This is a genomic window from Thalassovita sp., from assembly GCF_963691685.1.
In the GTDB taxonomy this organism is placed as follows: domain Bacteria; phylum Pseudomonadota; class Alphaproteobacteria; order Rhodobacterales; family Rhodobacteraceae; genus Thalassobius.
Genome location: NZ_OY829290.1, coordinates 1,520,834 through 1,533,179, shown reverse-complemented (window position 1 = coordinate 1,533,179; position 12,346 = coordinate 1,520,834). Strand labels below are relative to the sequence as shown.

Annotated in this window: 11 protein-coding genes; 4 read left to right on the top strand and 7 right to left on the bottom strand. The window is 59.4% G+C overall.

The window, feature by feature from the left end; genetic code table 11:
* Positions 1-7: 7 nt before the first annotated feature.
* The 3 genes from ACORLH_RS07440 to ACORLH_RS07430 form a co-directional block, all read right to left on the bottom strand.
* Positions 8-949: a hypothetical protein gene (locus ACORLH_RS07440; RefSeq protein ID WP_321832023.1), complete on the bottom strand. Its 942-nt coding sequence runs from the start codon at positions 947-949 to the stop codon at positions 8-10.
* Between the two features lie 312 nt (positions 950-1,261).
* Positions 1,262-2,158, bottom strand: coding sequence for an RNA polymerase sigma factor RpoH (gene rpoH, locus ACORLH_RS07435; protein WP_321832022.1), 897 nt, complete (start codon positions 2,156-2,158; stop codon positions 1,262-1,264).
* Between the two features lie 253 nt (positions 2,159-2,411).
* Positions 2,412-3,449 carry an RluA family pseudouridine synthase gene (locus ACORLH_RS07430; protein ID WP_321832021.1) on the bottom strand — a complete coding sequence of 346 codons (1,038 nt, stop codon included), beginning with the start codon at positions 3,447-3,449 and terminating at the stop codon, positions 2,412-2,414.
* On the opposite strand from ACORLH_RS07430, the gene ACORLH_RS07425 reads away from it, so the two are divergent.
* Positions 3,448-3,777, top strand: a complete 330-nt coding sequence (locus ACORLH_RS07425; protein ID WP_321832793.1) for a DUF6476 family protein — start codon at positions 3,448-3,450, stop codon at positions 3,775-3,777. The genes ACORLH_RS07430 and ACORLH_RS07425 overlap by 2 nt on opposite strands.
* Before the next feature lie 202 nt (positions 3,778-3,979).
* Here ACORLH_RS07425 and ACORLH_RS07420 read toward each other — a convergent pair whose 3' ends face one another.
* Positions 3,980-5,581 (bottom strand): FMN-binding glutamate synthase family protein, encoded by a 1,602-nt coding sequence (locus ACORLH_RS07420; protein WP_321832019.1) that lies wholly within the window; start codon positions 5,579-5,581, stop codon positions 3,980-3,982.
* Between the two features lie 272 nt (positions 5,582-5,853).
* Positions 5,854-7,467, bottom strand: a complete 1,614-nt coding sequence (locus ACORLH_RS07415) for an iron ABC transporter permease (protein ID WP_321832018.1) — start codon at positions 7,465-7,467, stop codon at positions 5,854-5,856.
* 141 nt (positions 7,468-7,608) lie between these two features.
* On the opposite strand from ACORLH_RS07415, the gene ACORLH_RS07410 reads away from it, so the two are divergent.
* Both ACORLH_RS07410 and ACORLH_RS07405 read left to right on the top strand, forming a co-directional pair.
* On the top strand, positions 7,609-8,487 hold the full coding sequence (locus ACORLH_RS07410) for a hypothetical protein (protein WP_321832016.1): 879 nt from the start codon (positions 7,609-7,611) through the stop codon (positions 8,485-8,487).
* 243 nt (positions 8,488-8,730) lie between these two features.
* Positions 8,731-9,411, top strand: coding sequence for a methyltransferase family protein (locus ACORLH_RS07405; protein WP_321832014.1), 681 nt, complete (start codon positions 8,731-8,733; stop codon positions 9,409-9,411).
* 96 nt (positions 9,412-9,507) lie between these two features.
* Here the strand turns inward: ACORLH_RS07405 and ACORLH_RS07400 are convergent, their stop codons facing one another.
* Positions 9,508-9,795, bottom strand: a complete 288-nt coding sequence (locus ACORLH_RS07400) for a DUF2312 domain-containing protein (protein ID WP_242601812.1) — start codon at positions 9,793-9,795, stop codon at positions 9,508-9,510.
* Positions 9,796-9,955: 160 nt separating this feature from the next.
* On the opposite strand from ACORLH_RS07400, the gene ACORLH_RS07395 reads away from it, so the two are divergent.
* Positions 9,956-10,171: a hypothetical protein gene (locus ACORLH_RS07395; protein WP_058244247.1), complete on the top strand. Its 216-nt coding sequence runs from the start codon at positions 9,956-9,958 to the stop codon at positions 10,169-10,171.
* Positions 10,172-10,214: 43 nt separating this feature from the next.
* On the opposite strand, the gene ACORLH_RS07390 is transcribed toward ACORLH_RS07395, so the two are convergent.
* On the bottom strand, positions 10,215-12,305 hold the full coding sequence (locus ACORLH_RS07390) for a 3-hydroxyacyl-CoA dehydrogenase NAD-binding domain-containing protein (RefSeq protein WP_321832013.1): 2,091 nt from the start codon (positions 12,303-12,305) through the stop codon (positions 10,215-10,217).
* Positions 12,306-12,346: the final 41 nt, after the last annotated feature.

Here is a 12,346-nt window from a genome sequence, read left to right as displayed (position 1 = left end):
TTGACGATCAGGCGGCGCGCTGGTGCAGCTGCTGCATGGCGTGTTCCACACGTTCCACGGCTTTGTCTTTCCACCCCTTGCCGGTCAGATCCAGACAGTTCTGACGCAGGAACCAGAAGAGATATTCAGAGTTGGGCCAGTCCTTTTGGCGCGCCTCAGCGGCCAAAGCTGGCAAATCGGCAAGATCCGTGACCATCAGCACATTGTGATGGAACGCAACGGGTGAGAAGACCAGCGATGGCACATCATGCAGCATTGCCTCAAAACTCACGCTGGAGCCGAGACTGCAACAGAGCGATGCACCATTCAGCACGTCATGCACATTGGCCTCCACCAGATGCAGCGAAGGCGCGGTCTGTGCCAGATCGCGCAGCTCATGCCAAACTTCCCCGGACTGGTTTTCCGGATGGGCTTTGACGACAAGGCGGTCGCCCGGCAGAAGCTGCACCAGGGCCTGAACCATCTGCAGATCGCTGATGTTGCCTGTTTCGGATGCCTGTTCCGGACCCAGGAAGACCGCGACATGCCCCTGACCGAAGTCCTGCGACAGATCAGGCTGCGGGCGTTTGGACTGGCGTTGTGTCACCAAACGGCGCTGCTGGCGTTCAAAGAAAGCGGGCGCGCGATGGGCGGGCACTGTGCTGGGGTCAAAAGATGCAGCCGCAATTGAACTGGCCGCACCTGTGCCCAGCGGATCCATGTACCAGAAATCACGCAGCGGGCCCGGTGCCGTATTCAGTACCTTCGGCAGATCGATCTGGCCCTCATGCACGATATGGAACAGATCCCCCGCATAGTCAGATTTAACATCTGAGATCCGATCGACCCGGAAAGAGACCTGCCAACCAGACCGCTGTAACGCACGGCAGAGATCGCCATAAAATCCGGCGGCCTGTGGATGGGCCAAGCCAGCTTGGGAAGGGGGCAAATGGATGAGACAGCGGCTCATGAAAAGGATCCTCGATCACGACGCCAAAAGTGATGCAATCCAAGGTTGATTTCGGGAAGTGATACCTCTTCCACCCGATCCGTCCTGACCACGGCCACTCGCACGTCTTCGTCTATTTAATTCTGGATGCAAAATATAAAACCCCCTGTATTCATTCAATGATACAGAAGGATAGCTAACCCAAAGCATGCCTCTGCCCCCTTCGGAAGCGCATGGCAAATCCTAGACTTTGTAATCAAAAAATAGGCCCCTTACCCGGATAAGGGCAAGGGGCACTACTCAAAGTTTAGTTTCATACACGTCGTGGCAGAGTTACGCCAGCGCCAGCATACCGCGCTCTGCGGCCAGATCGCGCATCCGCTTCTGCAATTTCTCAAAAGCGCGCACTTCAATCTGGCGGATCCGTTCCCGGCTGACGTCATATTGACCCGACAGATCTTCCAGCGTCACGGTCTCATCCGACAGGCGACGCTGCACCAGAATATCGCGCTCACGCTCATTCAGCACATCCATCGCTTGTGACAGCAACTCACGGCGTGCTTCCAACTCATCACGCTCAGCGTAATCACCGGCCTGGTCAGCGTCTTCGTCTTCCAGCCAGTCCTGCCACTCCATGGTGCCTTCGCTTTCGGCACCCACCTGCGCGTTCAGCGAGGCATCGCCACCGGACATCCGGCGGTTCATCGAGATCACCTCATCCTCGGTCACGCCCAGATCGTTGGCGATCTGTTTGACGTTCTCAGGACGCAGGTCGCCTTCTTCCAGAGCGCCGATGCGGGCCTTGGCCTTGCGCAGGTTAAAGAACAGTTTCTTCTGTGCCGAGGTGGTGCCGAGTTTCACCAGCGACCACGAGCGCAGGATGTATTCCTGGATCGAGGCGCGGATCCACCACATAGCATAGGTCGCCAGACGGAAGCCTTTTTCCGGGTCAAACCGTTTCACAGCCTGCATCAGGCCAACGTTGGCTTCGGAAATCACCTCACCCTGAGGCAGGCCGTAGCCGCGATAGCCCATTGCAATCTTTGCCGCCAGACGCAGGTGAGAGGTCACCATCTTGTGGGCCGAGGCGCTATCCTGCTCCTCTACCCAGCGTTTTGCCAGCATGTATTCCTCTTCCGGCTCCAGCATTGGAAATTTCCGGATTTCCTGCATGTAACGGTTCAGCCCGCCTTCGGGGGTCGGTGCCGGGAGGTTTGCGTAGTTGCCCATTGTTCCCTGTTCCAAGTTTAATGTTTAAGAGCTTAACATCCAGTTAAGAACGCTGTTAGCGCCTTTCAAGGGCCGCTCTTGGAAAAATCTCATCTGCTGCACGTATATTGGCGCACAATCGCCCGGGGGAAACCCCTGCTACAGTGCGCTCACGCGCATGTGCTGTTTGTGACAGTCCGCGCGCACCACTGCAAAACAAAAGAGCCGCCATAAATGCATGGCGGCCCTGCAAGAATGTTTGGATCAGCAGGCCTCAGCCTTTGGGGCCGACCCGCATTGCCTCAATCAGCTTGGTCATATCGCTGGGCAGAGGGGCTTCAAACCGCATCTCGTCGCCAGTGACCGGATGCACAAACCCCAAAACCGCCGCATGCAGGGCCTGACGCGGGAAGTCCTTGGCAGCATTCACACCGCGGATGCCCAATGTCTTCTCCGACAGTTTGCGCCGCCCGCCGTAGGTCTGATCGCCAATCAGCGAATGACCCGCATGGGCCATGTGGACGCGGATCTGATGGGTCCGGCCGGTTTCCAGCCAGCATTCCACCAGCGCGGCCACTTCAGGGCTGCCGAAAGCCTCAACAATACGCACGCGGGTCACAGCGTGGCGCCCGCCCTCAAACAGCACCGCCTGACGCTGGCGATCGGTTTTGTGCCGTGCCAGCTGGGTGGTGATCTTCATGATATTGCCGGTTTCAAAGTTCACCCCTTTGACCCCGCGCACACGTGGATCATTGGCATCCGGCACGCCGTAGCACACCGCCTGATAGTAACGTTCCACCGTGTGTTTTTCGAATTGCGCGGCCAGTCCGTGATGCGCCTTGTCGGATTTCGCAACCACCAGCAAGCCGCTGGTGTCCTTATCAATCCGGTGCACGATCCCCGGACGTTTCGACCCGCCCACCCCCGATAGCGTATCACCGCAATGATGCAGCAACGCGTTCACCAAGGTGCCCGATGGTGTGCCCGGCGCCGGATGCACCACCATGCCGACCGGTTTGTTGATGACGATCAGGTCGTCATCTTCATAGATCACGTCCAGCGCAATCTCTTCCGGGCCGATGTGGCTTTCCTCAGCCTGCGGAACGGTGATCTCAATCACGTCGCCCTCGGCCACGCGTCCCTTGGGATCGGTCAGGGCTTCGCCCTCGCGTGTGACCATGCCATCCGCCATCAGTTTCGCAAGCCGCGTGCGGGACAGCGCAGCTTCGGCTGGCACATCGCGCGAAAGCGCCTTATCAAGGCGTTTGGGCGGATCCGCCTGAATGGTGACGGAAAGCTGCGTGAGCGACATGGATAACTCCCAAGAGCCAGAGACCGAAGAGACACCCGCAGCCGAGCTGCCGGCGGAGCTGAAATTCCTGCGCCTGTTGGTGACAGGGCTGACAGGGACGATGATTGTCGGGCTTTTAGTGCTGATCGCGGTGATTGTCATCCGCTTCAACGACAAATCGCTGGAATTCCCTGAAACGCTGGTTCTGCCCGATGGTGTGACGGCTGAGGCCTACACCCAGACCAAACGCTGGCAGGCGGTGGTGACAGAGGATGACCGGGTGCTGATCTATAGCCGCGCCACGGGTGAATTGTCACAGGTGATTGAGCTGCAGCAGGGCGCTGAATAGTCCGGGCCGCGCCTGACCTTGGGGAGGCGCTTAGGACGGCTGTGAAAGCGATGCACTTCAAGCAGTGACCTCATTTCTGTGAAGCGGGACACAAACAGTGCGCCTTCCCATCGGGAAGGTCAGGCGCGGCTCGGACTTTGCCCGAGCTAAAGAAAACGCCCACCAATTGGCGGGCGCTTTGTTTTCGTAGCTCAGTAGATCCTCAGGGAATGTAATCCACCGGCGCAAAGCTTTCGGCGCGGGCACGTTCCCAGCGTTTCATGTAGCCGCCGCCCACATCTTCGTTCCGCAGCAGGAAGCCCTCGGGCAGGTACGGATAGACCTCATCCCCGGTTTTCATGTCGGCATCTTTTTCCCGGATCAGCAGGTGGTGCGGCAGGAACTGGCTGGGGTGATCCAACCCGGCAGCGCCGGTCATTTCAGCCAGCGCATGCATGGTGTTATTGTGGAACCGGTAGACCCGTTCAGACTTGATCGGCACATTAAGGGCACGCTGGCGCAGCGGATCCTGCGTGGCGACCCCCACCGGGCAATGGTTGGTGTGACAGGCCTGCGCCTGAATGCACCCGATGGAGAACATGTAGCCCCGCGCCGAGTTCGCCCAATCCGCCCCCAGCGCAATGATGCGCGCCAGATCAAAGGCCGAAGTGATCTTGCCTGAGGCCCCGATTTTCAGCCGGTGCCGCAGGTTCACCCCACGCATTGTGTTGTGCACGAAGGTCAGACCTTCGGTCAGGGGCATGCCCAGATGGTCAGCAAATTCTACCGGTGCTGCACCGGTGCCGCCTTCTTTGCCGTCCACAACAATAAAGTCAGGCACGATATCCGTTTCCAGCATCGCCTTGACCAGACACATGAACTCACGCCGGTGTCCGATACACATTTTCAAACCCACCGGTTTGCCGCCTGACAGCTCTTTCAGTCGGGCAATGAACTGGCACAGCTCAATCGGTGTCTCAAACTCAGGATGGCGCGCGGGCGACACACAGTCCTGCCCCATCGGCACATCCCGCGCCTCGGCAATCTCAGGGGTGATCTTGGCTGCGGGCAGAACCCCGCCGTGGCCCGGCTTGGCGCCCTGGCTCAGCTTCACCTCAATCATCTTCACCTGTGGGTTTGACGTCACCTTGGTGAATTTTTCCGGGTCAAACCGGCCCTCAGGGGTGCGGCAGCCAAAATAGCCTGAGCCGATCTGGTAGATCAGATCGCCACCGCCCTCTTTGTGGTAACGGCTGATACCGCCCTCACCGGTGGTATGGGCAAAGCCGCCCTTCTTGGCCCCGGTGTTCAGCGCCAGAATGGCATTGGCCGATAGCGCCCCGTAACTCATGCCGGAGATATTGTAGATCGAGGCCTCATAGGGCTGCTTACATTCAGGGCCGCCAACGGTGATGCGGAAATCGTGATTTTCGATATCCTTCGGTGCCACCGAATGGGTGATCCACTGATAGCCCGAGTCGTAAACGCGCTGCCGGGTGCCAAAGGGCCGCTTGTCCTCAACCCCTTTGGCGCGTTGATAAATCAGCGATCGGGCATCGCGAGAAAACGGTTCCTCATCCTGATCACTTTCGATCAAATACTGACGGATTTCCGGGCGGATCCCTTCAAACAGGAACCGCATATGGCCGATCACCGGATAGTTCCGCAGGATCGCATGGCGCGGTTGCACCAAATCGCGGATGCCTAAGATCGTGAAGCCCGAGAAGATAAGAAAAGGGATTAAAAACCAAGGGTTAAAAGCAGCTGCCAGCAATGACAGTGCGGTCAATGCCGTAACGATCAAGAAGATCAGGTAGCGTCCCATCGCAGATGTCCTTTGTTAGACGGGTCCGAAGTTCGGACAGCGCATTGCGACAGGTCTGCAAAATGCGGGCCATCCCAAAGGGTTGACCCGTTGCCTGGCCTGTTGTCTGCCGCTGGGGCTGGCAGGTCGTGCGGATGATGCATCGCCTGGTCCCTCCCCCAATGACGCTCTCCGTTCGGGTCAGGTTATCCTGTCAGGACATAGGCCGAAAGCCCTGTTTTGCCCAATATTTGGGCACAGTTTCGTGAGCTTTTTTCAGCGCCCGCGTGGGGTTAACGGTTGGCGCGTGCCAACAATACCACCGCAGAGAGGCCTACCAGAACCACAAGGATCGCTGCAGGCGAAGCGTCCCCCAGATTTTCCAGGGACGCCTGTTCGTGCACACGTGTCGCCAGGGTGTCAAAGTTGAACGGGCGCAGTAGCAGCGTGGCCGGCAGCTCTTTCACCGCGTCAACAAACACCAGCAGCAAGGCAGAGCCGACGGAGCCACGGATCAGCGGCGCATAGATCTGCCGGAGCACCTGCCCCTTACTGCGCCCCAGCGACCGCGCGGCCATCGGCAGGCTGGGCGAAACCCGCCCCATCGCCGCATCCGCCGCGCCCTGCGCAATGGCAAAGAACCGCACCCCATAGGCAAAGATCAGTGCCACTGATGATCCGGTGAGGACCAGGCCAATATCGACGCCCGTCGCCCCCTCGATCAAATCGGCCAGCCAGTTGTCAAACAGCGCCAGCGGGATCAGGATGCCAACCCCCAGAACGGCGCCCGGGGCCGCGTAGCCAATGGTGGTGATCGGCAGCAGCAGCTTTGGCAACTGCCGCCCGGACAGGCGCACGCCGTAAACCATGAAGACCGCCGCAAGCACCGTCAGCACCGCTGCAATACCGCCAACGTAAACGGTGTTCCACAAGGCGGTGTACAGCGCCGGATCCTGCCACACCTCAGCGTTTTTCAGCGCGTGGTGCAGGATCACCCCAACCGGCAACACAAACCCAATCGCAAAGGGTATGGCGCAGGCCACCATGGCCGCCAGTGCCGGCAGGCCCGACAGTTTGACCGGTTCCACCGCGCGGTGGCGGCCAGACATGGCAAAAAAGCGCGTCTTGCGGCGGCTGACCTTTTCCATCGTCACCAGAAAGATCACCAAGACCAAAACGACCGAAGCCAGCTGCGCCGCGCCGCCTGCGTTGTTGCTTTCCAACCAGACGGTGAAGATCCCAGTGGTCAGCGTCTGAACCGCGAAATAATCCACGGTGCCAAAATCATTCACCGTTTCCATCATCGCAATCGCCATGCCCGCCGCGATGGCGGGCCGCGCCAGGGGCAACCCAACCCGCAAGAACCGGCCCAAGGCACCGGAGCCCAAAGACCGCGCCACCTCTTCCGTCGCGGCGGATTGTTCGCGAAACGCCTGCCGTGCCAGCAGATAGACATAGGGGTAGAGCGCGGCCGACAGCACAATCACCGCTGCACCAAAACTGCGGATCTCCGGGAACCAGTAATCCCGCGCCGTTTTCCACCCCATTATGCTGCGCAGCCAGGTTTGAACCGGCCCGGCATATTCCAGCAGATCGACCAAAGCATAGGCACCCACATAGGCCGGGATCGCCAGCGGCAACAGCAACAACCACTCCAACCAGCGTGCCAGCGGAAAACGGTAGCGCGCGATCAGCCAGGCCGCACAAGTCCCCATCATCCCGGCAAGAAAGCCCACCGACAGCATCAGCAAAACGGTGGTGCGCATGTAACGCGGCAAGGTGGTGGACAGCAGGTGCGGCCAGATATTGTCGGTCGGATTGAACGCAATCCAGATCACCGCAACAATCGGCATCAGCACCAGCACAGCAATCATCGCCGCCCCGACGGACCAGGGGTTCCACCGCATCAGGATGGATCTGCGAACTGTAGGAGAGGCCGACGTATCACTCATAGCTGTTCCATGCCTGAAAGCGGTTTAACTGTCCAGAAAAGACCTTATAGTGCTGAAAACAAGCCATTCCATCCTTGCCGCTATTCTGGAAATTCGATGCAAGTTGTCCTGCACGCCGGTGCACATAACACTGATGATGATCGCCTGGTCCGCTGCCTGCTGAAAAACCGTGACAGTTTCTTCAAACGGGGCATCGCCGTGCCACGGCCCACGTCCTACCGGCGTTTGATCCGCGATGTGTTGCAAGCGATGGAAAAGGGCCCGCTGGCGCCCGATGCCCGCGAAACCCTGCTGGAAGAAATCCTGGATGGCGCGGATCATCCCGAACGTATCCTGTTTTCCAACGAACACTTCTTTTCCGTGCCCAAGGTGGCGATCAACAAAGGTGTCATCTACCCCGGCGCCGAACGCAAACTGGCGCGCTTTTGTGAGATTTTTGAGCGCGATGAGGTGGAGTTGTTTCTGGCCATCCGCAATCCGGCGACCTTCTTTCCCGCGGTTTATGCGCAATCGCCCACTGACGACTTTCTGGATTTCATGGGCGGCGCGGATCCGCGTGATGTCCGTTGGAGTGAGCTGATCACCCGCCTGCGCGAAGCGGTGCCGCAGGCCCAGATCCACGTCTGGTGCAACGAGGACAGCCCGCTGTTGTGGGCACAGCTGGTGCGGGAAATGGCTGCGCTGGAACACAATGAGAAGATCATCGGCGGCTTCGATCTCTTGTCTGAGATCATGAACAAAGAAGGCATGAAGCGCTTCCGCGGGTACCTCAAAGAGCATCCCAATATGAATGAGATGCAAAAACGCCGCGTGATCGCCGCGTTCCTCGATAAATTCGCGCTAGAGGATGAGCTGGAAGAAGAGGTCGACCTGCCCGGCTGGACCGAAGACATGGTTGATAGCCTCAGTGAGCTTTACGACGAAGACGTCTTCGAGATCTCCCGCATCCCCGGCGTCACTATGATTGAGCCCTAGGGCCCTGCCCAACCCAGCCTCAAAACATCACTCTGCGTGAGCAACACCTGCACTGTGGTGCGGTCGCGGACCTGTGTCCCGTGATGGGTTTTGGCGATTTGACCTTTATGGACCGATTGGTCCAAAAAACCGACCGCCGCCATTGACTGTGCCGTTTCCATTCTTATTTAGTCCATATGGACGAAATAAACTCACCCTCGGACCAGGCTGATGCACCGGGGCATTTGATTGGAGACTTTGAAGATGAGCACAAAATACGGCGGCGTTGACCGCGTCCATGACCGTTCTTTGGGTCCAAAACTGACCTTTGCCCTGCTGCACGGCACGATCGTGGCGATCTGTTTCTGGCTCGCCTTTGGGGGTTTTGACTGGGCCGATCCGACCCGAGCCAAAATTCTGGCGCTGGCAGCGGCCCTCTATTTCCTGCGTCATTTGATCACGCTGTTTGTCCTGCTGCAGCGCCGCGTCGAACTGTCCGAAGGATTGGGCCTGACCCTCTTCATCGCAGTGTTTGAAATTGGCTTTCTGCTGCTCGGCGCAGGTGCTTTGTCGGGGGAGGCCACGCCGCTCAGCCTGTGGGACGGGTTGGCATTGGCACTGTTGCTGCTGGGCTCATACCTGAACACCGGATCGGAACTGCAGCGGCGCGCGTGGAAGAAACACCCTTCATCCAAAGGCAAGTGCTACACCGGCGGTCTTTTCGCCTATTCCATGCATATCAACTACTTAGGTGACAGCATTCTATTTACTGGCTGGGCCTTGCTAACGGCGTCACTCTGGGCGTTTTCGATCCCGGCGCTGATGACCTTTATGTTCATCTTTTACCACATCCCACCGCTCGACGCTTATCTGGCAGACCGTTACGGCGATCCGTTCAAGGCCTATGCGGCCAAAACGGCCAAGTTCCTGCCCTTCGTGTATTAACCCCTGCAGCAGGGGGGAAGAAATTGCCGCCGCGCAAAACAACAAAAAACCCGGCCCTATCAGGCCGGGTTTTCTAATAAACCAAAGAGGCAGGGCTTAGGACATGCCCAGCGCTTCTTTGTACATTTCCATCACCGCTTCTTCTTCGGCGATGTCGTCTTTATCGCGTTTGCGCAGCGCGATCAGCTTGCGCATGACCTTGGTGTCATAGCCGCGGCCTTTGGCTTCGGCCATCACCTCTTTCTGGTGGTCGGCGATGTCTTTCTTTTCCATTTCCAGACGCTCAAACCGTTCGATGAACTGGCGCAGTTCATCCGCGGTGACGCGGTAGCTGGAATCTTTGTCCTGTTTGTAATCTTCGTCTTCCATGGCGCTCATCTCCATTGAGTTTCCCCTTCCCTATCGCCCCTGTCCGCGCCCCGCAAGCCCTTCGCAAAGCGACGTCGGAGCGCTTGCGAATTTGCGCCACATTGCAACGGCGCGGCGGATCGGTTAGGCCTCGGCCTCAGAGATCGTGAAAGAGCCAGAGAGTAGGACCAAAACGATGGAATGGTTGATTTGGATTGGGGCCGCAATGTCGGTGGCGGGTCTGTTTGGTCTGTTCTACTGCATCTTCAAAGTGGCCGGCGCCAAGAAGGCGGGGCTGAGCGATGAAGAGATGCGCGAAGCCGTCAAGAAAGTGGTGCCGCTGAACATGGGCGCCCTGTTCCTGTCAGTCTTTGGCCTGATGATGGTTGTGATGGGCATTTTCCTCGGCTGATCAAACCGAGGATTGGGGTTGGCCAGCCCGCCACAGGGCGCGTTCAGGCCGGCAGAACCACCCGGTTGCGCCCAATGCCATTGAGATCCGAAAACGTCTGACCGTTTTTGACCATCGCCGCCAAGGCCGGGTCAGGGTCAAACAGGGCTGGCACCTCCTCAGCGCGGTGACGCAGGATCTGTAGGATCGCAAACATGCCGTGTTGTTCTGCGCTGTGCATCGGTCCGCCCTGACGGCGTGGCCACGCCTGCGACAACACCATCAACGCATCAATATCTGAAGGCCGAACCGCCGCGCCTGCCCGCAGCAGCTTGGCCCCCTGATTGGCCAAGGCCGCAACGGTCACCTCAACAATTTCGGCAGGTTTCGGCGGTGTGCGCCAGGGCTGCGCGTCATTTAACAGCGTACTCAGCTCTGGGTCAGGCCGGGGTGTCTGCGGATCAGGCCACAGGTAGAACCCACGTCCGCCGTGACGGCCAAGCCGCCCGTCCTGCTGCATCAGCTGCAGCAATGTCGCGTGGGTCACAGGCAAGGATGCCGCAACCAGCGCCAGGCGACGTGACAGAACATCCAGCCCAACCCGATCCATTGCAGCAAAAACGCCATAGGGCAGCCCGTAATCAATCAGCGCCTGATCCACTGCATAGGGGCTGATGCCCTGCAGCAGGAAATACCAGCCCACTTCGCGCAGGGCCGCCAGCATCGGCTCGGCCATACTGCTGGGATGGCCCCCATTGCGCAGGCGCAAACGGCCAAGGCCGGTGATGAACTCGGCCACCGTTACCAGCGTTTCTGCGGAGGTCTGAGGCCCCGCAATCAGCTCCACCAATTCGCCGCGCAACACTGGGGCGTGGAAGTGAAGGCCAAGGAAGTTTTCCGGCACGGCCTGCCCCTTGGCCAGCTCCACCATCGGCAATAGCGCCGAATGGCTGGCCCGGATAGCATCAGGGGGCAGCACCTGATCAAGGGCCTGGAACACCTGCTGTTTGGCCTCGACACTTTCGCCCACAGTTTCCAGAACCAGATCGGCCGCGGCCAGATCCTGCAGCTGGGCGGTGACCTGTATCTGGGCCAGTGCCGCCGCCGGGTCGCCGCGCCCGGCCAGTGTTTGACAGGCCTTTTCCACCCGCGCCTCAGCCTCCGCCACCGCGGCGGCGTTGCGTTCATAGATCGTGACACCTGTGCCGCGTGTGGCCGTGATTGCCGCGATGGCGCAGGCATTGGCGGATCCGCCAACCAGCCAAAGGTGACGGATCTGGCGCGGTTTGGCCTCCGTCCGTTCCGGGAAATGCTGAATGCGACGGCGTGCCAGATAGGCATGGCGCAGTCCGGTCGCATAGTCCGACAGGCGGCAATCCTCGGCCAGCGTTTCCTCCAGCGCCAGACCTGCGGCCAGGGGCAACAATTGACTGGCCTCCACACATTCAATCAGCTTGGTTTCTGAGGGGGCCACTTTGCCATGGTACTGACCGCGCGCCGACTGCAGCGCCGCTTGGGTCGCGATTGGGTCGGCTGCGGACACCCGCGCAAACCGCGCGCGGTCCCATTGATCGGGGTGTTGGGCCAGCTGTTTTGCCAGCTCCACAGCCTGCGCCTCAAGGGCGGCATTGTCCGCTGCAATCTCGGCAAAGCCATCCATCACGGCTGAGCTGACAGCGAACATCCCCTCGCCCAGCAAAACCCTGAGCGCCGAAGGGGCCGTCAGGATATTTGGCAGACGTTGGGTTGCACCGCCCAAAGGCAACAGCCCCATGGCCATCGCAGGAAAACCAACATGGGTATCTGCAGAGGCCACCCGCGCATGTGCCGCCAGCGCCAGATCCACCGCGCCGCCAAGCACCCTGCCCCGCAGGGCTGCCACAATAGGTTTGGGAAATTCAGCCAGGAGCGAGGTCAGCTGCATCAGGCTCGGCTCTTGCACGGGGCGGCCCAACTCACCGATGTCCAGACCGGCTGAGAAGGCGGCGCCCACAGAGGTCAGCACCACCGCTGAAACCTCATCAGCATCCGCCAACGCGCTGAAGCGGGCGATCAGCGCCGCGCGCAGATCCGGCGACAGGGTGTTCTGCGGTCCGTTTTCCATCCGCAGTATTGCAATGCCGTCCTGCACCTGCAGGCTAACCTGTTCTGCCACCTTGCCTCCTTGCGTGGCCAATTCACGCCCCTTGGATGATT

What these genes read in the sequence shown, in the direction of transcription:
- ACORLH_RS07440 (WP_321832023.1), bottom strand. Translation starts at nt 949, where the DNA reads ATGAGCCGCTGTCTCATCCATTTGCCCCCTTCCCAAGCTGGCTTGGCC.
- rpoH (WP_321832022.1), bottom strand. Translation starts at nt 2,158, where the DNA reads ATGGGCAACTACGCAAACCTCCCGGCACCGACCCCCGAAGGCGGGCTG.
- ACORLH_RS07425 (WP_321832793.1), top strand. Translation starts at nt 3,448, where the DNA reads ATGGATAACTCCCAAGAGCCAGAGACCGAAGAGACACCCGCAGCCGAG.
- ACORLH_RS07430 (WP_321832021.1), bottom strand. Translation starts at nt 3,449, where the DNA reads ATGTCGCTCACGCAGCTTTCCGTCACCATTCAGGCGGATCCGCCCAAA.
- ACORLH_RS07420 (WP_321832019.1), bottom strand. Translation starts at nt 5,581, where the DNA reads ATGGGACGCTACCTGATCTTCTTGATCGTTACGGCATTGACCGCACTG.
- ACORLH_RS07415 (WP_321832018.1), bottom strand. Translation starts at nt 7,467, where the DNA reads ATGCGGTGGAACCCCTGGTCCGTCGGGGCGGCGATGATTGCTGTGCTG.
- ACORLH_RS07410 (WP_321832016.1), top strand. Translation starts at nt 7,609, where the DNA reads ATGCAAGTTGTCCTGCACGCCGGTGCACATAACACTGATGATGATCGC.
- ACORLH_RS07405 (WP_321832014.1), top strand. Translation starts at nt 8,731, where the DNA reads ATGAGCACAAAATACGGCGGCGTTGACCGCGTCCATGACCGTTCTTTG.
- ACORLH_RS07400 (WP_242601812.1), bottom strand. Translation starts at nt 9,795, where the DNA reads ATGGAGATGAGCGCCATGGAAGACGAAGATTACAAACAGGACAAAGAT.
- ACORLH_RS07395 (WP_058244247.1), top strand. Translation starts at nt 9,956, where the DNA reads ATGGAATGGTTGATTTGGATTGGGGCCGCAATGTCGGTGGCGGGTCTG.